Below are 26,194 nucleotides of genomic sequence, written 5' to 3'. Positions count from 1 at the left end.
AATTCTTTTTCAAAATAATCATTATAGTAAAGTGTTTATCAGGATTGCTCATCCATCATCTTCAGGAGGTTTGACAATTCCTCAACCACCTCTCCATACAAGGGATTATCAACCTGATTGATATTTTCATCGGGGTCATTTACCGCATCATAGAGCATTTTTCCTACTACCGTGTTGGCGCTGTCCGAGTACTCTGTGTACACAAACTTTTCCGTTCTTACCGTATGTCCATGATAAGGGTTACTCTCCTGGTATCGGCTAAATACGGCTGTCTTACCCGGATGTGTCGGTTTTTTGAGCATGGGGACGAGACTCATGCCCTGAACGCTTGACGGCATAGGGGTCTGCGTTAACTCGCACAGGGTAGGGTAGATGTCTATGAATTCTGTGAGTCCTTTGACTTTCTTGCTTCCTTCCATCCAGGGAATGCTGAACAGAAGTGGTGCATGCAGGCTCGCTTTGTAGTTGGTGTGTTTGTCCCACAGGCCGTGTTCCCCAAGTTGAAATCCATGATCTCCCCAAAGGACAATAATCGTGTTTTCGTATAGCCCCAATCTTTTCAACTCATCTACGACTCTGCCGACCTGTGCGTCTACATAGGAAACGGCGGCATAATAGCCGTGAATCATTTTTAGTTCCTCATCGGAGGGCATCGGTCCCTCGTTGGGCACGTTGGAATAGAATCGTGTTTCATCCCAGTTATGCAGCGACATGTCTGGGGCATTTAAAGGCTCACCCGGATTGATGGCTCGCTTAATGTCTTCGTTGGTATACAAATCCCAGTATTTTTTAGGCGCCTGAAAGGGTAGATGAGGCTTCACCCAACCCACTCCTAAAAAGAAAGGTTGATTTCTTGTTTTACATGCCTGCAATTGTTTGATGGCCCACGCTGTGAGTTTCCCGTCTTTATAAACGCTATCCGGTGCATCCGGTGCTTCGTAGGCTGGTGCAGTGTTATTTTCAACCATGGATTTTTGGTTTTCTTCCAGTGCATAGTCTCTCCACAAGTCAGCGTTTTTGGGTGGGAGATAGGCTGGCTCGCTCCACGCCTTTTTACTGTCCCTGTTGGAGTGGAATATCTTGCCACCCGACATAGTATAGTATCCATTGTTTTTGAGGTGTTCAGGAAGTGTGATGGCAGAAGGTGCTTCTTTATCTGCATATGTTCTGGTCATGGAGAAGCGATCTTTTTTGGGACGGACACCTGTCAACAAACTAGCCCTGGACGCTCCACATGTGGGTACCTGGCAGTAGTTATTCATGAACGCTACTCCCGTCTTGGCCAGGGCATCAATATTGGGTGTTTTCATCTGTTCATTCCCATAATAGCCTAACTGGGGCCTGAGATCGTCCACTGATAAGAATAGGATATTGGGCTGGGAGGGTACGCCTTCGGAGGTGGAAGCTTCAGCTTGTTTTTGCTGATCCGAACAACCTAGTATCAATAGAAAGGAGGTTGTCAGGAACACCGACTTCAGTGTGGTTTTGTTTCTCATGATTATTTCCGTTTCAGGGTTACTGATATTTATTATGTTTTTTGGTTACATCAAAATTGATGTGTTTTCCATTCAACATTCGGTAGAATCGTTGCATTAAGCGAGGTAAATGATACGTATTTCAGAATGTAAGCAAGCAGGCAGCATCATTAATAAAGCTTCGTCCGGTGCTAATAAATCTTAATCCCAGTGTGATCTTGAGAACAGATGCTTTTTTGAGTTACCAAGGAGCCGATTGAATGACAATTTCTCCGATAAAAATTATCTTCATTTATCTGTAAGTCAGCTATTTAAGTTTTTTGGTTGTGAAGGAAGATAGCGTGCATATTTATGTTCGAACAGATTTTTTCCGGAAACAGGTGATACAAATGTCCCTGAATTGGTAACAAAATTACAGATCATTCAGTGTTTTGGATGGGAATTTTAAAATCGATAAAACGCAACCTAAAAAGCGTGTACTATTTGACAAAATTCTAAAAAACATGAAACACTTATTACCCGATTGGGGGATGGGAACATTCTCCTTCAAATCTTTTAAAATGACAGTCTTGTCAAAATGTTTATTAATGCTGCTTGTGTGCTGCTGGTCACTTCAGATGGCTTCTGCACAAGTAACACCCACATCCACTCAGTTAATGGTATACTCACCCGATGGTTTGTCTGGCCGTCCTGATATGGCCAAGCACAATGATGATATGTATATTGTGTATACAGAGGGGAAGAAGCATTGGGGAGAGGTGGTAAAATACAATTTGACCACAGGGGCTACTGTCTATGGAACTCGATTATTTCCGACAATAGGAAAAAATGATGCAAGTCACAATGATGCCACAATAGCTGTGGATGGTGATGGGTATATCCATGTGATGATTGGGATGCATAACGACAAAATGAAATATTACAAATCCGATAATCCCGAGGATCCAACTTCATTTACGAATCTGAGCACCAGCATGCCGGGTTATAACGATACGGGTATGTATGAAAAACAATATACTTACCCTGATGCTGCTACAGCCTCTAATGGAGACGTGATTTTTGTTCTCAGACGTAATGGTTTAGGCACCGACGGTAATAGCAAGCAGCATTACGAGAAGCAAGACCTCTACCACTATGATCTTTCTACAGGACAGTGGAGCATGGTATGGATAAAAGGTAAGGATGCAGATGCGAGTGGTGAGCTATATAGAAATGCCTATATGAGCCGAATATTCGCCGATGACAATAACAACATCCATATTGGTACTGTCTGGTCATGGTACCACAATGGAAACAATACCTTCCAAAGGGGTACTTACTTGAAATATGATGTATCTACAGGTAACTGTTACAAAGCGGACGGTACAGATGTGACTGCCCAACTGCCTATCTACGTGGATGACACTGATGGCTCAGTTGATTTCTTTTTCAACAGTGGTGAGCCATGGGGCAAGATCAAGTTAGAACTGCAAACTCCTCATGTAACTTTAAATGATTTGGGGCATCCGGTGATGTCATTTGCGCGAAACTGGGAGCCAAGCCTCAGCAAAGGAGCTGATGACAGGGATCCTGGTCTTCCGGATCCAATTATGAAAAGAACCATTTCGTACTGGGATGGCTCAAGTTGGAACCTGGTAGATAGTTTGTCAGAAGAAACTGCTGGTGGAAGACCGCTAATATCCAATACTGCAGGTCAGCTTAATACCTACAGCCGAGATTTGGCCACCACCCGTTACATTGTTTCATCAACGGATAATGGAGTGACCTGGGGTTCGGAGTTTGATGATGGAGGTACTGGATGGCTGCCTGCTTTAGTCAAAGTAAGCCCTAATAAAGATTTGGTTCTGGCGAGTCACAGGTTGTTTGAATTTACTTATGAGACAAGTGGTCCTATTGCGGACTTCAGCGCCAATATTACCAGTGTAGAAGAGGGTGGATCAATTACCTTCACAGATCAGTCTTCAGGTTCACCTACCAGCTGGGCATGGACCTTTACTGGTGGTACTCCATCGTCCAGCACTGCTCAGAACCCTGTGATCGTTTACAACACGGCAGGAACCTATGAAGTAGCGTTAACAGTGACCAATGCAGAAGGCAGTGATGTCGAGACCAAAACCGGCTATATCACCGTAACTGTGCCAGGTAGCAACCCTCCGGTAGCGGATTTCAGTGCAGATGTAACCAGTGTGGTAGAAGGAGGATCAGTTTCTTTCACCGACCTGTCTACCAACTCACCTACCAGCTGGGACTGGACCTTTACAGGAGGTTCTCCAGCATCCAGTACTTCACAAAATCCGGTGATTGTTTACAATGCCGAGGGTACTTACACAGTACAGTTAACAGCAACCAATGCGGATGGTAGTGATGGAGAAACCAAGGTAAGTTATATCACGGTAACAGCTGCTGGCGGAGGTGGATGTACTGTGTACAATACAGAAGGTTTTGAGTCCGGATGGGGTATCTGGTATGATGGTGGCTCCAATTGTGACCTTGTCAACAATCCTGCAATGGCGGCTACAGGCAATTATTGTGTGGATATAAAAAATGGTAATGGTAGTTCTTATACAAGAACAACCGATCAGGACTTGAGTGCATATGCTTCTGCAGAATTTTCACTTTCATTCATCACTGATGGCTTGTCGACTGGTGAGTCGTTTACAGTCAATGTATCTAACAATAGTGGTGCTGACTGGACGCTCATGAAAAGATATGTGGAGGGAACAGATTTTACCGATGGTGTGCGTGTAAATGATGTCCTAACCACTAGTGGAATCACATTGACCGCCAACAGCAGATTCAAGATTATTGGTGAAATGAATAGTAAGAATGACCATGTCTTTCTCGATGATTTGGAAATCCGCGGATGTGCATCAGGTGGAGCAAGAATGTCCTCTATGACTACTGTCGTATCTTCAGAACTGGATGTGCAGCTTTATCCAAACCCTGCTCATAACCTCATGAACGTGCAGATCAACAAAGTTTTGGATGTCAATAGCACCCAGGTGATGGTCTATAATATCATGGGGGCTAAAATGAGCAACTACAATGTTTCTTTTGATGCTGATGTGCTGAAGCTGGATGTAAGCCAGTTGCCTCAGGGTGTTTACCTTATCTCTCTCATTTTAGGAGATGAAAGAATAGATAAGCGATTTGTGGTGAAGTAAACTTCTATTATTAGTTGAGTGTGGCAGGACCGCCTTCGGGAGGTTCTGCTTTTTTTTGGTGCAACAAGTTAGCGAGGTTAAATATTAGCAATAATGCCAAACAGGTGTTTTTCTTAATGAGCTGTTTTAAAGCCTGTTAACTGTCTTTTCCTTCAATAACACACACAACTTGATTAATCGTGTGTGAATGTGTTATCCCACGAAATGAGTGATACAAATGTCCCTTAATTGGTAACATAATTACGAATCATCTAATGTATTAATCATGAATTTTAAAATTGATAAAAGACATCCTATAAGAGTGCTCATTTTTAACAAATTGAAAAAAAACATGAAACAGCAATTACCCGATTCAGGGACTGAATTGACTTCCTCAGGAAAAGGGAATAAGTCCCAATTGTCTATTAACTTCTGGCTATTTTTTATTTGCCTTTGTGCAGCAATGGCCACTTATGCCCAATCTACCCCTACCAGTTCGCAGCTTGTGGAATATTCCCCACAAGGTTTAGCTGGTCGTCCTGATTTAGCACATATCGGAGACAAGATCTATGTATTGTATACTGATAATACAACATATATGGGATGTATTGCGCAATACGATTTGTCGAATGGCTCTACCACGAAGAATGAGAATTTATTCCCAACTATCGGGCAAGAGGATTCTAGTCATAATGATGCTGCAATAGCCATAGATGGTGATGGTTATATCCATGTGATGATTGGTATGCATAATCATAAAATGAGATACTATAAATCCCAGCACAAGCATGATTATTTCGCAGACTTTGATGCTTTAGAATTTGATACATTGGGCAGCAGTATGCCAGGTTATAATGATACAGGCATTCACGAAAAATTTTATAGTTATCCATCGGCAGTTACAGCATCTAATGGAGACGTTGCATTCATTCTCAGACGAACTGGTTTTATTCTACAACAAGGGGATAGTCAGAACTTTGAGAAGCAAGATCTTTATCATTATGATCTATCGACCGGTCAGTGGAGCATGACCATGGTGAAGGGAAAATATGCAGTCGATACTTTGCCTGGGGGAGGCAATTTTCCAAATGCCTATATGAGCAGGTTATATGCTGATGACAGCAACAATATTCATATTGTGACAGCCTGGTCCTGGTTTCATAATGGAAATAATACTTTTCAAAGGGGAACATACCTGAAGTTTGATGTGGATCAAAATACCTTCCATAAAGCCGATGGTACTGAAGTGACTGATAAATTGCCAATTTTCGTAGACGACACTGACGGCTCAGTAGATTTCTTCTATAACAGTGGAATACCATGGCGCAAAAACTTTTTAGAACTACAAACTCCAAATGTTACGGTTAATGAATTAGGTTATCCTATAGTGTCTTTTGCAAGAAATTGGGAGCCGAGTCTGAGTAAAGGAGCAGATAGTAAAGATCCCAACCTTCCTGATCCGGTCATGTTCAGAACTATTTCCGCATGGGATGGATATAAATGGGTATTGAACGATAGTTTGGCGACAGAAAAGGCGGGCGGACGACCAGATATTACTTATACTGCTGGTCAACTCAATACCTATTCCAGGGATGCGTCCAGTACCAATTCCACCAGACAAATAGCCATATCAGTAGATGGAGGGTATAGCTGGCCATTACTCGTAAATGATGGTGGTACTTCCTGGATCCCAAGAGCCATTCAGATAGGGCCTAATACGGATGCATTTCTTGCGGGTAAGCGATTAATGAAAATGGAATATCCTGCACCGGATCCTAATCCAGTTCCAATTGCGAACTTCTCATCTGATTTGACGACCATTTATGAAGGAGATTCCGTTACTTTCAAAGACCTTTCTACGAATTCCCCTACTTCTTTAAGCTGGTCATTTCCAGAAGGGACTCCTTCCACCAGTACCTCTTCCAACCCTGCAGTGACTTATGCGACTGCAGGAACTTACGATGTTACTCTTGTGGCAACCAATGGCATTGGCAATGACACGCTAGTGAAAACAGGATACATCACGGTCAAAGTTGATTATCCGGACACCGTCTTCACAGTGGGCCCAAGTGATGATTCCTATGTTTCAGGTGGCGGGAATGCAACATTAAATTACAACAGTGAGACTTCTATGAAAGTAAAAGGTGGAACGGCTGAACAGGATAGGATCTCTTTTGTGAAGTATGATATCTCCGCAATTAATCCTGATGAGGTCTTAAGTGTTGTGCTAAAATTGACCCCCGTGTCAGGTGATAGCTGGAATTCATCGGTAACCTATGTTTCATCTGTCAGTGATGATAACTGGTCTGAAGGTACACTTAACTATAATAACAAGCCTGAAACAGGGCTGCCAATAACTTCTGTATCCAATAGTACTGGAGCTACAATTGAGGAATTTAACATCACGGATAAATTCAAATCAGAATTGGATGGTACCCTCACATTGGCGATTTCCTCCAGCATACCGAGTGGATCAGCTGGAAGGTTCTATACCAAAGAACATGGTGACTCTACCGCATGGCCAGTATTGGTGATAACCAGTGAACCCCCAGTCGAGACCGGATCAGCCCCGCAAGCTGAATTCAGTGCGGATGTTGCATCTGTTATTGAAGGAGGAGAGGTGATATTCACAGATATGTCAGCCAATACCCCTACCACATGGGATTGGAGCTTTCCAGGTGGCACACCCTCGTCCAGTACAGCTCCAAACCCTTCTGTTACTTACGACACACCTGGGATCTATGACGTGACCTTGACCGTCACAAATGCTCAAGGCACCAATGCTCAAACAAAATCCGATTTGATTAAAGTGTATTATGATATTTCGGATACAACCCTGGCTTTTGAGCCCATAAGTGATTCCTATGTGTCAGGAGGAATCAATGCTGACACTATTTATGGAGGAGAGACTTCCATGAAGGCAAAAAATGGAATCGATGTGAATCATAGATATTCATTTTTGAAGTATGATTTGTCACTTATTCACCCGGATAGCGTGGAAAGTGCTCTGCTTAAAATAACCCCTGTAGATGGTGATACATGGCTGAGCTCCACTACCTTTGTATCATATGTGGCAAATGATGGCTGGGAAGAAGATGCGTTGACATATAATAATATGCCGGTTATCGGGAGTCAGTTAGATAGTGTGGAAAATAGTGATGGAGGTGAGGTAGAAGAATTTAATGTAAGTAGCCAGATAAAAACAGAGAATGATGGTGTGATCACTTTTGCTATTTCAACAACGATTAGCAATGGTGCTGCAGCACGGTTCTACACCAAGGAGCATGGCGTATCCACTGAGCGCCCACTTCTGATGATTTCTGGTGGCGCAATCATTAGTAACCCTCCTGTAGCGGATTTCAGCGCAGATGTAACGAGCGTGGAAGAAGGTGAACCAGTGACCTTTACAGATTTGTCTACCAATAACCCAACGAGCTGGGATTGGGAGTTTACAGGTGGTACTCCGTCAGCGAGTACTGATCAAAATCCGGTCATTGTTTACAGTAGCGAAGGTACTTATCAGGTCCAGTTAACAGCGACCAATGCAGATGGTAGTGGTATAGTAACCAAAACCAGTTATATCACTGTAACAGCACCGAGCACCGGTTGCTCAGTGGTGAACGCGGAAAGTTTTGAGTCCGGGTGGGGTATCTGGTATGATGGTGGTTCGGATTGCCAGCTGATAAATGATGCATCAGTTGCCGCCACGGGAAGCTATTCTGTTGAATTAAGAGATAATTCCTCCTCCTCCTATATGCGATCATACGATCAGGATTTTAGTGCTTATGCTTCCGCAGAGGTTGAGTTTTCATTCATTTCCACTTCATTCAATAATGGAGAGTCGCTGATATTGGAGGTTTCTAACAGTAGCGGAAGTTCATGGCAGCATATGAAAACCTGGACAGCGGGCACAGATTTTTCAAACAATGTGCGTGTCTATGAGGTAGTGGCCACAAGCGGAATCACCATGAACAATACTACACGGTTCAAATTTACTTGTGAAGCTTCGAATAATGGTGATCGTATCTACCTGGATGATATCGAAATCCGCGGATGTGGAACGAGTGGATCGAGAACAGCAGAGGAGAGTGCATCCATTGCTTCAATCACTTCATCTACTATGGAAGTGAAGCTTTATCCAAACCCAGCCCACTCCGTGATGTCGCTTGAGATGAATCAGGACTGGGATGTAAACAGTACGAGCGTTAGCATTTACAATTTGCTTGGAGCCAAAATGAGCAACTATGCATTATCATTTGAAGCTAATACGATGAAAGTTGATGTGAGCAGTTTACCTCAGGGTGTTTACCTGATCTCGCTGATTTCAGGAAATGAAAGAATAGAGAAGAGGTTTGTAGTGAAGTAAACTTCTATATTTAGTTGAGTGTGGCAGGACCGCCTTTGGGTGGTTCTGCTTTTTTTTGTGGTTGTTGGTGGGTGAGGTTGAATCCGAATCGTGCATTAGAAAATCTATTCCGGACATCATTAACTGCAAATCAGTAAAATGTACCAGTTTCTTGAATTCACCATAGTGGTGCTATGCCGAATCCAATGAAACGTCTGATTTATTGTTACTTAGGGCTTCCTTGTTTATTACCTTGTTGTCCTCAAGCCGGACAGGCTCATGCTTTCTGCATTAATGCAGAAAGTATGCAAAGAAATCAAGGCTCTGTGTAAATTTCTGAAATTCAGACTATTCCCTTAATTGAATCCGAACTCGTTTCACTCAAACAGCGGATTCAGTTTTGATTTTCATCGTCTGAATTTCTAATCGAAATTTACACAAGGCCCACCCGAAACCCCAAAACCAAGACTTTTTGCTCTATTTTGAGGTTTTAGCCATCCATTTTCGAACCTGAAATCAGCCTTTAGCTAAAAAAATGACCTTTTTGCTTTCAAAGTAATTATCAAGGACGGCCTACTTATATCCTCATTATGAAGTGCCAATGCATGATCTGGGTTGAAATTGCCATCATCTCATGGAACTACCTCTTAGATACAGGACAAAATACCCCTTAGAAAAAGATAAAGGTCATTTTTCAGGTATGACGTCAAAGTCTTATCCGCTATTCACGTAAGTTTATAGTGCATTTGGGTGTTTTGAAGCTTCACATTTTTGAAGTTCTTCTTACAAAAGCGTTCATTTTAGCTCCCAAATTTTGATGTCCTTGTACCGGGCATTTCGTGTATACATGTGACGAAAACCAACCCTACCTGATTCACATTCGGGAAACATTGATACATCCCATTTACAGATCAATTGTTCCGAAGCATTTTGATTGTTTTGTATGTGCATTTCTACCCGATTTTGATACTTAAAAACCTGAATGTGGTAGCTTACATTGGGTTTAAAAAGACCTGTTTTGAAATGGTCTCCCGGAACACCGGTTCCGTTCAATCCATTGCCGTTTGGATGATATCTACGCAATCGAATATAATCGTTATCGCCCGAATACTCTGTGGCTGAAAAAGCGGCATAGCTAATATGGTAAGTATGCATATTGTCGTAATAGGTGTCCATATGTGGAACAGTTCTTTTTTCATTCCATAATGCAATATCAACTGGGAAATCATCATTTCCTTTACCGGAGGCATGAAAATACAAAATATTGACACATCGGGTTGTGGTATCCGTTCGGGTGTAATCATATTCAATGCATATGTCACCCTTGAAGCTTTGCTTTGTCCATATCACAGTGTGACAAGTATCGTTGCCATGTTCGGGGCCAGCCCGAAGCTCCATCCCCAGATCGGTGTTTATCACGGTAGCGCGTTCTCCGTCAAGTATCCAATTTTCTCGCCAATTTGCTATACCGCTATCATCAAATAGAAGAGTAGATTTCAACGGGGTAAGATTTTTATCCGTCTTGTTGTGACAAGCAATCGTACAAAAAAGGGCAGGAGCTAAGATGACATAAAGTAAAGGTGTCTTCATTTCTTTAGTTATGTTAAAACCCTTTCAGTTTATTATTCCTTATTCGGTTCCAACCTATTAGGTAGCCATATGTGAAGCACCTCCCTGCTATCGGAAGAACAGATCGTGATCTGGATTGGGTTGTGATAGTGGCTTCAGATAAAGGTGAAAATGATACCTGGATGTCATTATTCTCATTGCTTAGCCATGAGTGCAATTTCTGCAATTTCAAAATAGATAACTTCAGAAGTCAAATCCGAGGAGTCAATCAAAATTAAAACTTCACATGAGCTCCAGACCGATCAATATTTGCTTCAATTCTGCCTTCTTTTTTTGAATTAAAAAATCGCAGGACTTTAAATAGAAACCATGGTATCCATGCTCGCATAGATAATTTCGCACCTTAAGAAGATACTTTAGATCCCTATTAAGCAATGTCAGGTTATTTGAGCCAACGTCAATATTTAGACATGTATTCATTGCAATAATATTTACAGTTTAACATCATCAGCATTCACTAAAAGGAAGCTAAACCATCAGATACTTTTATCACTTTAAAAAGTGTTTATAAGTATGCTTTGGGTAGTATGTAAGTTAATCTGTGTTAGCATAAACCCTGGGGAAATATGTTTCAATTCAGATGGTGAAATGTATCGTTAATCCATTATTTTTCTAAACCACCATTAACTACGTCGAGATAGCCTTTTTCTATTTAGTCTGGTAAGGTGGAGAAGCCATTGTTTCCCCATGGAATATCACCTAATAACGGTTTTAGTTGATCTTTTCTGTATTCAGGTACATTGAAGATAAGTTCAAAACTCATTGATGAGAGAGAATTTATACAAACAAAAAAGGAATGTTCCCGAGATCTCTTATAATCCGGGAACATTCCTATGACACTCCATTTGGTTCTTATTTCATAGGTAATGGAGTGTAATTATTATGTGTTGTTGTATTGATCTGCTATCGTAATAACGTATAGGTGCCGCCATCACCTTTGAAGTAAAGTGTTCCGCTCTCGCTGTTTACCGAAATGCCCGGTATGAAAACTTCTCCGTCTTTCAGTATCTGCCAGGCACCAGGAAGTAGGTCATTGATCATGATGTTGAATTCACCTTCCTGCCTGATGGTGAAGGTGGTTGGCTGATCAATGACTTCTGTATCGGTACTAAAAGCCACCACACGATCACCAAGACTTACACCTGTCAGTCCATCGCTTTCCAATGCGTTTACCTCCAGCCTGGTTTGCTGTGTGTTGTCCATAACCTGGATCACGTTGAAAAAGAGATCTTCCTTCTGCGCTGATTTGGGTGTCACTTCTACTCTCCAGGCTCCACGCTCGTTGGCTTCATCCGGTCGGAAGGTGTCTTCATTCTCATAGTTGGTGCCAAAGACCCAAAATTCTTTGCCCGGTCCGCCAATCGCCTCGGTTGATCGGTTATCCTGCGCAGGGAGAATGGTGGTGTTAATGATTTTACCGCTATCGCCGTTCTTGGTACGGGTGATTTCCACATCCGCTCCTTTGATGATCGGTTCTTCGATGCTGTGCAGCAGCCAGAACTTTTTGAAAGAAGGATCGGCTGAAACCACTTTGTCATAAACCAGCATGGCTGCCGGGATACTGTCATTCTTCAAATTCAAGAACACAAAAGATCTTCTTACCTGCTCCACTTTTTCGCTGTACGCCTCGGTAATGTCCCCTTTCAAATAAGTGTAGTCAGGGGTCTGGTCATCCGGTCCAAAACCCTGAGCCAGTATCTCACCTGTTTTGAAGTTAGTGTTCAAAAGTTCATCAAGGTCTTTTGGAGGCCCCCATTTGTCACCCGGTAGTCTTTGTCCACCATCATTGTCGGCGAAAGGGGTCTGATGAGCACCGCCATAGTTCGCACTTTCAAAAACCTCATCTGGGTCATAGATCAGCAAGCTATTGTGCGCGATGGTTCTTTTGAAGTAGTTCTTGTTGTGTGGGCTGTTGTAGCCTTTATTGTCGCCCGATGAGCCCTGGTACATTCCGGCATCAATCGCTAAAGGGCCTTTGTAATATATCTGGAAGGCACCGGCATCCTGATGTTGGTGATTACTAAAATTGTATTCGTTGATTTTCATCTCAGCAATGACAGCATTGTCACCCCAGCCTGTACGGGCTACCATCCATCCGAAAGGGGAGCCAAAGTATTTGGAAAGAGGTAGGTCGGTATGGTCTTTTCCTTTCATCTCGGTGTCCAGCCAGAGGAATTCAAAAATCTTGTCCCGTCCGTCAATGTTAGGTCTCAGTAGGTATTCATTGAAGATGTATTCGTCTTTGTAATAGCTGCCAGCCAGGAACCCGATTCTCGGGATTGTTTTCATGCGGCCCCTGGAATAATTTTGATCACCACTAGCCAGCAGTTGGCCATCAGGTCGGCGCATATAAAACCAGTGATAAGGGATGAATTGCTGAGCGGTATTAAAGACATTTCCTGCTCCCATTCGATCCAAAATCCATAATGGGTATAGGTCAGCAGAGAATCTCACATTATCATAAGCCATTCCCTGGTGGTAGGTGTGCGCAGGGTAAAACCAGTTGCGTACCGGTAAGTGCTCTCCAAAAAACCTTTTGGCTGTCAGTTGGTACATCTCCGGAAACTCATCATAGATAGCAATAGAAGTGGAAAGTAGATCCCTCATGATCATCCACTCTGAGGAGTGACCAGTCACCGAGCTTTGCTTGACAGGTGGGTATCCGCACTCCAACGTTTTGGCCATTCTTACAAATTCCGTAATATATGCCTGCTTCTCTTTATCGGTCATAAGGTCATAGCACCAGTCATAGACCATTGCCCCGGAGACCATATTTCTCCCAATCGCCCGTGATGCGTCCTGTGCATCTGGCCAGTCGCTATCTTTCAATTTTTGAAGCATTTCCGTTATCGCCTGTCGACCGTATTTTTTGTTTTGGGTAGTGAGGTATTTAATGGCATTCAGTTCACTGCGTACCGTCGTACCTTTTTGGATAACCATTTCTCTCCAGGTTTTGGCAGAGTTCTTGTCTACGTCATCCTGCTCACTCATTGCCACCAATTCATCCCATATTGGCTTGAGTTTCTCATTCTTCAGTCGACTTTTAAGATCCGGAATATGCTCTTCTCTTAAGTAAAGCCTTGGGTGTACGGCTGGAGGTATGGGTATAGAAACCCCTTCGTAATCTTCCCACTTTACCTCTGACTGGCCGTAGGCCTCAGTGCCCAGACACAAGGCTGCCAGTGCCAGAAATAAGACTATGTTTCTTTTCATGCTTTTAAAGTTTTTTATGCACTCTTATATCAGCAATCCAACTAAAGGGTATGCTGAATGAGTTTTTAATTTTATTCTTCAAGTCAAATCTAGAGCGTGCCAGTTCGTCTGATAGGTAGAAAGGTAACACGAAGGGGCTCAAATGTTACATCGTAGAGAATTGTGTTTTCTACTTTCTCTGACTGTTAGAATACATTGATATGATACCTTCCCGATTCTGTTAGGAGATAGTTAAAAATAAGTTAGCTGAAACAAATGACTCGAATAATGTAACATTTGACAGAATGCCCCTTGCCTTACGAAGATAATTTTACGGAAAGCTTAACACATAAGAACTATCAAGAATGGGAAATGGGCTTAAGTATCCTATAAGAAGAACTATACTGTTGCTATGCCTTTGTATTCTGGGCTTTCTGGCCAATGCGCAGAAAGCAGTGCAACTGGTAAAGTTTGTTGAAAACAACCGATGGTCAGGTAACCCGGCAATGGCGGTTGATAACGGCTTGGTTTATGTATTATACACGGACCCCGATAGTTTCAAGGCACGAATATGTAAATACGATTTGCATGCAAACACAGCCGAATGGTCAGACCATCTGTTTGAGACAGTGGCAAGTGATGATGCCTCCCACAACGATGGGGCCATCGCCATCGATGGTGAAGGATACCTACACATTTGGGTGGGTATGCATAACCATTCTATGAAGTATTATCGCTCAGAAAAACCTGGAGATATTTCATCTTTCACAAACAGGAGTGTGGAGATGCCCAATGCCGATTACGGACGAACATATCCTTACGCTACCACAGCTTCAAATGGGGATGTGTTTATGATTGCCCGACGAACCTCCAGTATCCACGATGAAAGACAAGACTTATATCATTGGAATCTCAAGAATAAAAACTGGGAGATGCACACGATCGCTGCTAAGCCAACAGATTGTGCGTACATGGCCAGTCTCACCCCTGATCAGTTGGGGAACATTCATATTGCCATGGTCTGGTCAGACTTTCATATAGGTGGAAACCTTTTTCAGAAAGGGATGTATATGAGGTTTGATATTGCTGAAAATAAATTCTACAAGTCCGATGGTTCAGTAATTGATCGACTACCAGTGAGCTATGATTCAGAAGATGCCGATCTTTTTTATGATAACAAAAAAGGATGGGGCACTTCTGCCGAAATTCAAACACCGAGGTTGATTGTGGATGAGGCCAATAATCCCGTTATATCCTTTTCACAATCGGAAGACAATGGCCGCACCTGGTCCAATTTCATTGGAGTTAGGCATGAAGCAGACTGGATGACTACCAAACTCGTGGATGGTGTGCATATGTATGGCAGACCTCCTGTGAGTTGTACAGCAGGGAGGATCAACACTTATGTTACAAATTCCGACAAGAGCGTGCTGTCATTAGTCTCTTTAAGGGATACAGGTCATGTGGAAGAAATGGTCATTGATCGCGGAGATAGTATTTCTATTAAGTTTCTGATCCCTTATGATTCTGTGACTGATCTTGTGATTTCCACCAATAAGCTGTTTAAGATCGATTATTCTGGTTCTGTGATTAAGCAATGATGAAGATATACTCCAAATATATGAGGAAGTTGATAGGCGCCTTTATTTTCATAATCGGCGCAATTTGGCCGTTGGGATTGAGTGCGCAAGTCAAGGTGACAGAGCTGGTGGATTTTGCCAGGGATGATGAGTGGCGTGGAAATCCTTCTTTAGCGTCGGATGGTGAAAATGTATATGTTTTATTTACGGATGTTGATAGAAAGGGGAGTGTTTGTAAATATTCAATGGGTTCAGGAAAGGTTGAATGGACTAAGGGAATTTTTGAAACCATTGGCGATCACGATCCGAGTCACAATGATGCAGCGATTGCGGTTGATGGAGATGGTTACATCCATTGCTGGATAGGAATGCATAATGACAATATTAAGTACTATCGGTCTGTTAAGCCGCGCGACATCAGCTTGTTTCAAGACGTGTCTTTTGAAATGCCCAACCATGATAAAGCGCGGGCAACTTATCCATGGGCCACAACATCAGCTAACGGAGATGTGTTTTTAATCTTCAGAAGGGCACTTGGCGCCAACAATGAGTGGCAGGATTTATACCACTGGCATAATGCCGAAAAGCGGTGGACGAGAAGGATCATCTTAGGTAAATTTGGAGACAGCGCTTATATGTCTTCTATGTGTGCTGATAGTGAAAACAGTATACATATTGTCACTGCCTGGTCCGATTTTCATTTTCGGGATAACCATTATCAGCGTGGTTCCTACATCAGGTATGATGTGAATGCTGATAAGTTTTACAAAGCGGATGGTCAGGAAGTTGTGGATTTGCCAATAAAGCATGACGGATTAGGAGTAGACTTATTTTATGAAAATCAAAATCCCTGGGGTGAAATAGAAGAAATTCAGACACCACGTATTACAGTTGATGAGCAAGGTAACCCAATCATCTCCTATCCCTACACCAAAGATGATGGGGGCTTTTGGGATTACAATGTTGCTCGGTGGGAGGATGGGAAATGGAACCACAAGACCGTGTATCGCTCTGGTACTCGGTATGGAAGACCGCCATTGACTTACTCCAATGGTTTGATGCGAATGTATTGCACGGATGTCTCGGAGCAAGCGGTTGATGTGGTCTTGAATTTGAAGTCAAAATCATTCAAGGTTTTTCAGAATGCGGTAAGTTCCGATTACGTTTTTGCTAAAATGGTAACAAGCCCTGCCAGGGTTAATTCAGGTAAGAGAATAGCGACTGATTTCCTGATTTCAAGGAGACATTTGTACCAAATAGAATATGATCTGAAAAAGCTCAAAAAATGGTCCCCTGCCAAGTCAGAACAACGCCCGGAGAACTTGTTGTCAAGAGTTTTGAGTGGAGAGGTAAAAAGTGGATTTGAAGGGAAAGGGGACTATCTGATCATTTGTAAAAATGGCTACAAAGCTGCTGCAGATGTTCCTGGAGAAAAGCTGGCAAAACAGACGATCCTGACAGGGGAAGAAAATCAGATATGGAAAATTGAAGCTATTTCTGAAAATAAATTCTCAATAGTCAATAAGTCGAGCGGAGAAGCATTATGTCTGATTGGCGATGATACCTGGATTGATGCAGAAACCAGGCCGCTATCAGATTCAGAAAATCATCAGTGGATGATTAAGCATTCGGGGTTTGGATATTTAAATATTGTCAACAATGAAAATGGTCTGGCTCTCACTCCCGGAGGCAATCATGGGTCCACGGATGTGATGGCTAATATTACGGGCCAGGTGTTGAACTCGTCCTACAACGCATTTAATTGGTTAATGGTGCCGGTTGATCAGCAAGGTTCTCCTTTTCCTGCTGAAGTCATAAATGATGAATCCTTAGGGAGAATAAAAGCCGGCAACCTGTCTGTGGAAGAAGAGGTTGGTTTTTTTGGAAGTGGCGATTACCTGATCATGGATAAGGAACGGAGCGAGGTTCTTTCAGTTAAGCCAGGTACTGTGGATTTGGAAGTGCAGGCTTTTAACGGAGAAATAAACCAATTATGGATGATTAATCACACCCGAAGACAGTCATTTCCTGTCATAAAAAACAAAATGATTGTGGAAAAACTGATTGTAGAAAATGGTAATCTACAAATGGCTTGTGTTGCTGCGGATACTTCAAAAGTTGATTCTTTGTCAATTGATAAAAGTGGAAAATTAGTTTTTGGTGCATCTGGCGAAAATGCAGGTTCTGAGTTTTACGATATTTTTAATGATAAAGAGTGGTACATCTATTATTATGGAAGTAGAATACCGGTGCCCACAGCGATAGCAGGAGGAGATTTTCAAGGAGAATACCTGATATATGATTCGATTTCCGGAGGGGTTTTATCCAGGGGTCTTGAGGATCCCGGGCTGAAAATCGGTCTGTTTTATGGTTACGTCTATCACAATAGTGTTTGGGAAATCAGGTATCAGGGAGATAACCAGTACTTCCTAATCAACAAAGAAAATCAGGAGTTGCTTTATTATGACCAAAGGAATAAAGTCTGCCGTACAAAATCATATCGTTCGGGAGAAGGTTTTCTTTGGGAGATAATCCCACAGCCTGATGGAAGTTATTCACTGAATAACGTGAGTACTAATCAGTCCTTAGTTGTATTCGAAAATGGTTCGACTGAACAGGTGGGGCTTGGTGAACCTCGGATGGCCTCGTGGAAAATAAGAAAATAGGCGACTTAACTATTTCAAGAAAAAGGGGAGATTAAATCGAATCAAAAAATTGAAATCCGGCGAGTTATAGATCAGAATAGGGAATATGGCCAATATGGCCATATTCTTCTATTCCTTAAATTGAAGGTTGCGTGTCAGTAGTTTACTCAAACCTGGTATGATGAGTGATCAACTCATCATCATTTCCATAATCACGTTTTTGTGTCTGATGAGGTAAATTGATAAATTTAATATGCCATGTTACCTAAAATCTGCTTTGAATACCTTGTCTCATATTTTTATTGACTAAATCAAAGGATTTATATGAGGGTCCGGTATATTATTTTTCTTCTCATAGCTGTTTCAGGCTTTGATGTAAAAGCTCAGAGTTCTGAACCTTCATTTCAGCATATAACCACTGAGAATGGATTGTCTCAAAATGGAGTGATGGCCATTTTCAAGGACAGTAGAGGTTATATATGGTTTGGTACCAGGGATGGACTTAATAGATACAATGGTTACGAAATTGAGGTTTTCCGTTCGGATCGTTTTGACTCCTCATCCATTAGCAATAATAGTATAACATGCATATCAGAAGATAATTCCGGGAATGTATGGATTGGAACTGAGGATGGAGTAAATATTTACGATAGGTATCAGAATGCGTTCAAGCGACTCTATTTAGCTCCACGGAGGGGACGTAATTTGTATGAAAATGCTGTCGGGGATATCACGACCGATAGAAATGGTAAAGTGTGGGTAGGGGGATCGGCCGGACTTTTCTTTTATGGAGATGGAAGGATGAAGGAATACGGCTTAAATGATTCCGTTAATACCAAATTATCTGTGTATGTCAACGAGATATTTGTCGACGATCAAAATAGATTGTGGATGGGGACGGATGAGCATGGATTATTACTGCTTGATTTTGAATCGGGAAAAGTAAATCAATTTAAGCCTGGAAACCCGGGCCCTTATGGTATTCGCATTTCTTCGATTGTTTCTGTCGACAATAAAAACCTTTGGGTGGGCTTTGATGCCTCTGGTTTGGGCTACTTTGATGTATCTAAGAAGACCTTTCAAATGTTTACCTCGAGTGACAAAACGAAACCTTCGCTGAGCAATGACAGGGTAAGGTGTCTGACCGTCGACTCCAAAAGGAATTTGTGGGTTGGGACGTATAATGGGTTGAATTATTTCGATTTAGAAAATTGGACCATAAAGGCTTACTTTCATGAGGATTTATATGAGGGAAGGTTGTCGAATAATTCAATCAGGTCGTTATTGGTGGATGATACGGGAATCTTTTGGGTGGGCACCTACTTTGGGGGGGTAAATATGATGGATCCCCATGCCCAGACCTTTAAATTTTATAGAAGCGATCCACAAAATGAGAACAGTATCAGCTTCGACGTAGTTGGCCCCATGGTAGAAGATTCGAAAGGCAATATATGGATTGGGACTGAAGGAGGAGGTCTCAACTATTTTGATACTAAGAACAACAAATTTATTAGATACCCCTATAATCCGAATGTCTCAGGTGGGCTAAGCGCTAAAACTGTGAAATCATTGGCCCTGGATTCTGATGGTAGTTTATGGGTAGGAACGTACATTCGGGGGCTTGATCATTTTAACATTGAGGATAAGAAATTTGTAAATTACAATACCTCAACCAGTCCTTCAGTATGCGGCGGTAACATCGATGTATTGTTTAGAGACTCTAACGAGAATTTATGGGTGGGTACGGCCTCCGGCTTGACGGTAATTGATCCCAGTCGAAGCAACTCCAGATGTTATCATACATTTAGTCAATCACACCCTGCTTTGACAGATAACAGAGTAAAGGCCATTATTGAGCTTACTAATGGTGAAATATGGGTTGGGACTAACGGGGGAGGAATCAACATATTTAACAATGAATTCAAAATTGAAGAACAATATCTCAACACGGATTCAGATCGGAATTCATTGAGCAATAACAGGGTCTATTGCATTTATGAAGACAGCAGGTCGAATGTTTGGGTTGGTACATATGGCGGAGGCCTCAATAAGTTCAATTCAGGCACCAAAGATTTTTACAATTACACGGTTAACGATGGGTTGGTTAATGCTATCGTATATGCCATTTTGGAGGATTCAGATGGTTTCCTTTGGCTTACCACACCTGGAGGACTGAGCAAGTTTGATCCTGATGAGGAAATCTTTACAAATTATGGTAGAGGTGAGGGTTTGCCAATTACAGAATTCAATGAATCAGCAGCATTAAAGCTGAACAACGGTGAATTCTTGCTGGGCGGTCTGAATGGGCTCATGCTCTTGCAACCTAATAGTCTAACTACCAATGTGTACAAGCCACCGGTATACATTACAGGTCTAAAGGTTTTTAATGAAGAGGAAAAGATCAACGGACGATACGGTATTCTAACACAAGACATTAGTACTACAAATGATTTAGAGTTTAATCACGATCAAAACAACTTTACGCTTGAATTTGTCGCTTTGAATTACACATCATCCAAAAAGAATAAATATGCCTACAAGCTTGAGGGTTTTGATGAGGATTGGATACAAGTTGGCAGTCAACGATTTGCAACCTATACCAACATAGATCCCGGTGATTATGTGTTTAAAGTAAAAGCATCCAATAATGATGAAATATGGAATGAAGAAGGAGCATCGTTGAACATTACGGTTAATCCGGCTCCCTGGAAAACCTGGTGGGCGTACAGCATTTATACAGCATTGGCAATCATTCTTTTTATGGTGGTTAGACGCTTTTTGTTGATCCAACTCAAATTAGAGCATAATCTCGAAGTGGAGCGACTGAGCAAAGAAAGAACTGAGGAAATCACAAAAATGAAGCTGCAGTTTTTTACCAATATTTCTCATGATTTCAGAACCCCACTCACTTTAATCTACGGTCCGATTGAAGAGATGATTAATGAATTAAATGTCCATAATGAATTGAGAGGTAGGTTGCAGGTAGTAAAAAAGAATGTGACTCATCTTCTTAGGCTTGTTGGTCAGCTCATGGATTTCCGAAAGTTGGATAATGGCAAGCTTGAGCTGAAGGTGGTCAAAGAAGATATTGTAGACTGTATGGATTCTGTAATTGAATCTTTTTCTGATCATGCCAAATTGCTCGATGTTTCTTTGAAGTTTAGAACAGAGGTTCAGTCGATGATCATGTATTTGGACAGGGATAAGTTTGAAAAGATCATGTTTAATTTACTGTCCAATTCGTTTAAATATTGTAATAAAAAAGGGGAAATCATTGTGAGCTTGTCCATTGATCAGGATGAGGAAATGATGGTGGTTAAGGTGAAGGATGATGGAGTGGGAATTGAGAAAAGTCATCTTGATCACATTTTCAAACCCTTTTACCAGGTTAGTAACAGAAGAAAACAGAATACGGGTACTGGTATTGGATTGGCGGTTACCCAGGGACTGGTGAACCTCCACAAAGGGTATATAACAATAGATAGTATTGTAAACAAGGGAACAGAGGTGGTCTTTGGATTACCATTGGCAGAAGGTGCCTACAGCGAAGAGGAAAAGGCTGAGCTTATATATGAACAAGATGAGTCAGTTGCCGTAGCACCCGCTACCATGCAAACACAATTGAGTGAAATTCAAGAGTTACCGAATGGTTATTTGGATACCGAGCATGAGGACTTCACAATTTTGATCGTAGAGGATAATGAAGAATTGAGAAGTTTTCTGCGACGAAATTTGCAGAAAAGATTTAAGGTCATTGAGGCTCCCAATGGACGCGAGGGTGTTCATAAGGCAATTGAGATAATGCCCAGTTTGATTATCAGTGATATCATGATGCCGGAATTAGATGGGTTAGAGCTATGTAAAATTCTAAAACAAGACCCCAAAACCAAACATATTCCGATTGTATTGTTAACTGCAAAAACCGCATTTGATCAAAAAATGCAGGGTTTGCAATTTGGAGCAGATGAATATCTCACTAAGCCATTTAGTATCACAGAATTAAATATCAGGATAAACAACATCATTGAGTATCAGAGATCGGTTCGAAAACGCGTACATAAAGAAGAGTTCCTTTCGGTAGAAAATCTTAATGAATTATCAGCCGATGAGAAGCTTTTAGATGATTTGGTAGCGCTCGTGAAGGAAAAAATGGCGGATACCAAAATTAGTGTGGCCTCACTAAGTAAGGATATGGGAATCAGTAGGGTGCATCTTTTTAGAAAAATTAAGCAGCTGACAGGTATCGCTCCTGTTGAATTGATTAGAAAGATTCGGTTAAAAGCTGCAGCGCATCTTCTTGAGCAAAACAAGCTAAACGTTAATGAAGTTTGTTACAAAACCGGATTTCAGGATACCGGATACTTTAGAAAATGCTTTAGAAAGGAGTTCGGAGTTTCTCCGACCGAATACCTGCAATCCAATAGAGTCACCCCTGAGAACTTTACTATTCGGGAAATACTCAATAAGGATTAAGGATCATTTCTTTCGATTTATTAAAACCAATCAAGGAAACAGTCTTCCTTGAAGATTGAGATAGAGCATTTCTTTGGCTTAATTATAGTTTTATGTCAACAAGCCTCAAAAACCAAAGGGTATATAAGGTCCCTGAAAAAGGTAGCTCATCTAAAAATACTGATAATCAAAAAAGCCTGAATGTCTTGCAGGCATGGTATAACTAAAACATATCCAATCAGAAACCTGCAATAACTTTTGAGTGTTGATCTTCAAGAATAGGAGTCAAAACAATTTTTCACAGTGTGCAAATCAATTCACTGTATTGATCAGTCGAATTGTGCGATGTATCGAAATGTTTCAGCTTTTATTAATACGGCTAACTAAATTCTAATCTATGGGGAAGGTATGAATTGATTTTTTCTTAAAAACGCACGAAATATTAGGGCTAATAGTGCTAAAAAAGCAATCAGGATTCAAAAAGACCGATTTCGGAAACAAAAGTACCTGATGAAAACCTGGTTTTGAAGGGAACTTGCTGGTATTCTAAATTAAAAATTTACAACATGAGAAAACCATACAGTTTATGCAAAAAGCTAAAAAGATACAGGTTGGTGTTAAGCACCCTTGTATTAATAGTGCTTGCCGTGAATTCGGCTTTTGCACAAGCAAGTGTTATCAAAGGTAAAGTCACAGATGCTAGTGGCATTGGGTTACCCGGTGTTAGTATTCTTGTTGAAGGCACCACTCAAGGAACGGTTACGGACGTTGATGGTAATTATTCCATCACTGTGTCAAGTGACCAGGATATTTTGGTGTTTTCTTTTTTGGGCTTTATCAGTGAAAAGCGGGCGGTCGGAAACAATTCACAAATTAATGTCGAATTGGCTGAAGATCTCCAGGAATTATCCGAAGTAGTAGTAGTCGGTTATGGAGAGACCAACCGGCGTGACCTGACGGGCTCGGTTGGTTCTGCTCCACTTTCCGAAATGTCAAAGGCTCCTGCTGGGTCAGTTGATCAGGCGCTACAAGGTAGGATAGCTGGTGTACAGGTAACCACAAGTTCAGGACGACCAGGTACCGCTGCAGATATACGGATCAGAGGAGCAAGCTCTATTACCGGTTCAAGTGCTCCACTATGGGTGGTAGATGGTTTTATTTTACCGGATTTTGATCCTACAACGATAGATCCATCAGATATTGAAAACATGGAGGTTCTGAAAGGCCCTTCAGCGATTGCCATTTATGGAACAAGAGGTAGTAATGGTGTGATCATGGTCACCACCCGGACCGGAAAAAAAGAACAGGTTAATGTGAACTACAATGGATTTGTGGGAGTTCAGGGTGTTACTAAAACACTGGATGTTCTTACTCCTTATCAATTTGTCGATCTGCGATATGAGGTAGATGGTGAAACAAATGCTATGAGAGCTTTTGGGCCGCTGGAAGGCTATGAAGCAGTTGAAGGTGTTAACTGGCAGGAAGAGGTGTTTAGAAATACACCGGTTGAAAGTCATACGTTTACTGTTAATGGTGGTAATGAAAGCACGAGGTATGCTTTGGCTGCTACCTCTTATAATACAGAAGGTTTGATTGAAGGGAGTTTGTTCAATCGAAAATATCTGAAGTTGAAAATAGATCAGGATTTGTCGGATAAATTGGTTGTGGGGACGAATATTTCTTACTCAAAGTCACAAACTGATGGGATTTTTACCTCGGCCAATATTTTGAATAATGATGGAAGTGGGTCGAGCAACCGCTTTGGGTATTTAAAAGATGTAGTACAGTCGAGACCCACAGGAGGATTGGCACTGACGACTGAGGAGCTACTGACACAGCAACCTAATCAGGATCAGGCTGGTACTGCCTTCGTATTGAATCCACTCGTTACGGCACGAACAATGGATCGATTCCGGGAGGATAACCAGTTAATTTGGAATGGCTATGTGGATTATAAGATTATTAAAGGACTTAAAATGCGGGTCAATGGGGGGCTTTCACGAAATGTAAGGGAAAGTAGAGCATTTAATCATATAAATAGCCCTCGCTACATTCGAGATGGTTTTACAAGTGGTTCGGTTGAAAATCGTGTCCGTGAATATTATAATGTTGCCAGCTACTTGACCTACAAAAGGAACTTTGGTACGGAGCATGAAATGACCGCCATGTTAGGTACAGAATATAATGAGTCCGTTGGGACGAACGTTGAGGTGTTGGCACTCGAGTTTCCAGATGTAAATAGTGGTCTGGATAACCTTTCTGCGTCACCATCGGTAACCGCAGATTCTTACAGGTTACGAACTAATAAATTGATTTCCCAATTCACCCGGGTGAATTACATTTTTAGAGACAAGTATTTGTTTACAGGTACTTTGCGACGTGATGGATCATCCAAATTTGGTTCTCTTAATAAATTCGGAATTTTCCCTTCTGTATCCGGAGCCTGGAGATTCGGGGACGAAGATTTTGTTCAGAACCTGGGAATATTTGCTGACGGTAAGTTGCGCGTTGAGTGGGGTCAGGTAGGTAACGACCGAATTGCATCGGGATTGTCCGGATCCTTATTGGGATCATCAGGATACGGATTGAATAATTCAATTGCAGCGGGTGTAACAGCCCTTAACAAAGCCAATCCGGAAGTAAGATGGGAAAAACAGGAGCAAGTGAATATTGGACTGGATCTTGGGTTTGTGAACAATAGAATAACTACGGGGTTTGATATTTACAGAAAGGATTCTAAAGACCTTTTGCTAATATCTCTTCTACCACCGAGCTCAGGTTTTTCGGATATCACAGAAAATGTTGGAAAAATACGAAATGAGGGTGTAGAGCTGTCTCTTAACGCTATTATCATGGATAAGGAGTTTAAGTGGACAAGTAACTTGAATATCAGTAAATACAGAACTGAAACTTTGAAATTGACGGGTGATCAGGATAGCCTTTTGCATTCTTCTGGCTGGGATGCCAGACCAGATGAAAGTGCTTACGCTGGGGATTATATCACCATATTAGGACAGCCTTTTGGTCAGATGTATGGTTATGTGGCAGATGGTTTATTCCTGCCGCAAGATTTTGATACCGAAGGAAACCCCATTTTAGATATAACAGCTGTTGCAGGTGAAGCCGCTCAAACGGGATATCGCAAGTATGTGGATATGAATGGCGATAGCGTGATTAATAGTGAGGACAAAGTAGTGCTGGGAAATACCGTTCCAAAATTCTTTGGAGGTATTACTAACAACTTTTCCTATAAGGGAGTGGATTTGAGTGTGTTTTTGACTTTCTCCGTGGGTAACAAAGTATATAACGCCAATAGAATTCTCTACACTTCCAATTTGGAAAGAAACCGAAATGTGTTGGCTGAAGTAAACAATCGCTGGAGGACAGATTTGACGGTAGATGAAAACGTGGCTAACAATCCTACATTTAGAAGTGCAGATGATAAATCGGCTGTTCTTACCAATGAATACATTGAAGATGGTTCTTTCTTGAGACTTCAGGTAGTATCGCTAGGCTATACCTTTCCTAAGGCAATTACGAGCAAAGTCAACTTGAACAAAGTACGGGTCTACGTAACAGGGCAAAACCTGGTAACCTGGACTAAATATTCCGGATTTGATCCTGAAGGCAATAGCAGAGGTAATGGTTTAACCTCCGGTGTGGACTATGGTGCTTATCCAAGGTCCAGAGCGCTAATAGGAGGTGTTTCAGTTAGTTTTTAAGATTTTAAAAA

Annotated in this window: 9 protein-coding genes; 6 read left to right on the top strand and 3 right to left on the bottom strand. The window is 41.7% G+C overall.

The features are described from left to right. Nucleotides 1-38: 38 nt before the first annotated feature. Nucleotides 39-1,496 (bottom strand): sulfatase, encoded by a 1,458-nt coding sequence (locus NXR94_RS05010; protein WP_258103485.1) that lies wholly within the window; start codon nucleotides 1,494-1,496, stop codon nucleotides 39-41. Between the two features lie 482 nt (nucleotides 1,497-1,978). Here NXR94_RS05010 and NXR94_RS05005 point away from each other — a divergent pair, with 482 nt between their 5' ends. Beyond that, the gene (locus NXR94_RS05005; protein ID WP_258103484.1) at nucleotides 1,979-4,639 is read left to right on the top strand and encodes a BNR-4 repeat-containing protein; all 2,661 of its coding nucleotides are present in this window, start codon (nucleotides 1,979-1,981) and stop codon (nucleotides 4,637-4,639) included. Between the two features lie 331 nt (nucleotides 4,640-4,970). Continuing rightward, entirely contained in the window at nucleotides 4,971-8,984 is a 4,014-nt protein-coding gene (locus NXR94_RS05000) for a PKD domain-containing protein (RefSeq protein WP_258103483.1), read from the top strand. 774 nt (nucleotides 8,985-9,758) lie between these two features. On the opposite strand, the gene NXR94_RS04995 is transcribed toward NXR94_RS05000, so the two are convergent. Both NXR94_RS04995 and hepB read right to left on the bottom strand, forming a co-directional pair. Then, nucleotides 9,759-10,553, bottom strand: coding sequence for a DUF1961 family protein (locus tag NXR94_RS04995; protein WP_258103482.1), 795 nt, complete (start codon nucleotides 10,551-10,553; stop codon nucleotides 9,759-9,761). A gap of 942 nt (nucleotides 10,554-11,495) precedes the next feature. After that, on the bottom strand, nucleotides 11,496-13,805 hold the full coding sequence (gene hepB, locus NXR94_RS04990; protein ID WP_258103481.1) for a heparin/heparin-sulfate lyase HepB: 2,310 nt from the start codon (nucleotides 13,803-13,805) through the stop codon (nucleotides 11,496-11,498). A 344-nt stretch (nucleotides 13,806-14,149) separates the two neighbouring features. Here hepB and NXR94_RS04985 point away from each other — a divergent pair, with 344 nt between their 5' ends. The 4 genes from NXR94_RS04985 to NXR94_RS04970 all read left to right on the top strand — a co-directional run bounded on the left by NXR94_RS04985 (nucleotide 14,150) and on the right by NXR94_RS04970 (nucleotide 26,183). Beyond that, nucleotides 14,150-15,385 (top strand): BNR repeat-containing protein, encoded by a 1,236-nt coding sequence (locus NXR94_RS04985; protein ID WP_258103480.1) that lies wholly within the window; start codon nucleotides 14,150-14,152, stop codon nucleotides 15,383-15,385. A gap of 20 nt (nucleotides 15,386-15,405) precedes the next feature. Beyond that, nucleotides 15,406-18,030: a BNR-4 repeat-containing protein gene (locus tag NXR94_RS04980; RefSeq protein ID WP_258103479.1), complete on the top strand. Its 2,625-nt coding sequence runs from the start codon at nucleotides 15,406-15,408 to the stop codon at nucleotides 18,028-18,030. 303 nt (nucleotides 18,031-18,333) lie between these two features. Continuing rightward, complete coding sequence (locus tag NXR94_RS04975) at nucleotides 18,334-22,482, top strand: two-component regulator propeller domain-containing protein (RefSeq protein WP_258103478.1); 4,149 nt, start codon at nucleotides 18,334-18,336, stop codon at nucleotides 22,480-22,482. Nucleotides 22,483-23,027: 545 nt separating this feature from the next. Then, complete coding sequence (locus NXR94_RS04970; protein ID WP_258103477.1) at nucleotides 23,028-26,183, top strand: TonB-dependent receptor; 3,156 nt, start codon at nucleotides 23,028-23,030, stop codon at nucleotides 26,181-26,183. Nucleotides 26,184-26,194: the final 11 nt, after the last annotated feature.

The sequence above is a fragment of the Marinoscillum sp. MHG1-6 genome, assembly GCF_024714475.1.
GTDB lineage: Bacteria > Bacteroidota > Bacteroidia > Cytophagales > Cyclobacteriaceae > JAMZMI01.
Note: the sequence above shows the minus strand (reverse complement) of the source record. Positions and strands in the feature narration are given on the sequence as shown.

What these genes read in the sequence shown, in the direction of transcription:
- NXR94_RS05010 (WP_258103485.1), bottom strand. Translation starts at nt 1,496, where the DNA reads ATGAGAAACAAAACCACACTGAAGTCGGTGTTCCTGACAACCTCCTTT.
- NXR94_RS05000 (WP_258103483.1), top strand. Translation starts at nt 4,971, where the DNA reads ATGAAACAGCAATTACCCGATTCAGGGACTGAATTGACTTCCTCAGGA.
- hepB (WP_258103481.1), bottom strand. Translation starts at nt 13,805, where the DNA reads ATGAAAAGAAACATAGTCTTATTTCTGGCACTGGCAGCCTTGTGTCTG.
- NXR94_RS04985 (WP_258103480.1), top strand. Translation starts at nt 14,150, where the DNA reads ATGGGAAATGGGCTTAAGTATCCTATAAGAAGAACTATACTGTTGCTA.
- NXR94_RS05005 (WP_258103484.1), top strand. Translation starts at nt 1,979, where the DNA reads ATGAAACACTTATTACCCGATTGGGGGATGGGAACATTCTCCTTCAAA.
- NXR94_RS04975 (WP_258103478.1), top strand. Translation starts at nt 18,334, where the DNA reads ATGAGGGTCCGGTATATTATTTTTCTTCTCATAGCTGTTTCAGGCTTT.
- NXR94_RS04995 (WP_258103482.1), bottom strand. Translation starts at nt 10,553, where the DNA reads ATGAAGACACCTTTACTTTATGTCATCTTAGCTCCTGCCCTTTTTTGT.
- NXR94_RS04970 (WP_258103477.1), top strand. Translation starts at nt 23,028, where the DNA reads ATGAGAAAACCATACAGTTTATGCAAAAAGCTAAAAAGATACAGGTTG.
- NXR94_RS04980 (WP_258103479.1), top strand. Translation starts at nt 15,406, where the DNA reads ATGAGGAAGTTGATAGGCGCCTTTATTTTCATAATCGGCGCAATTTGG.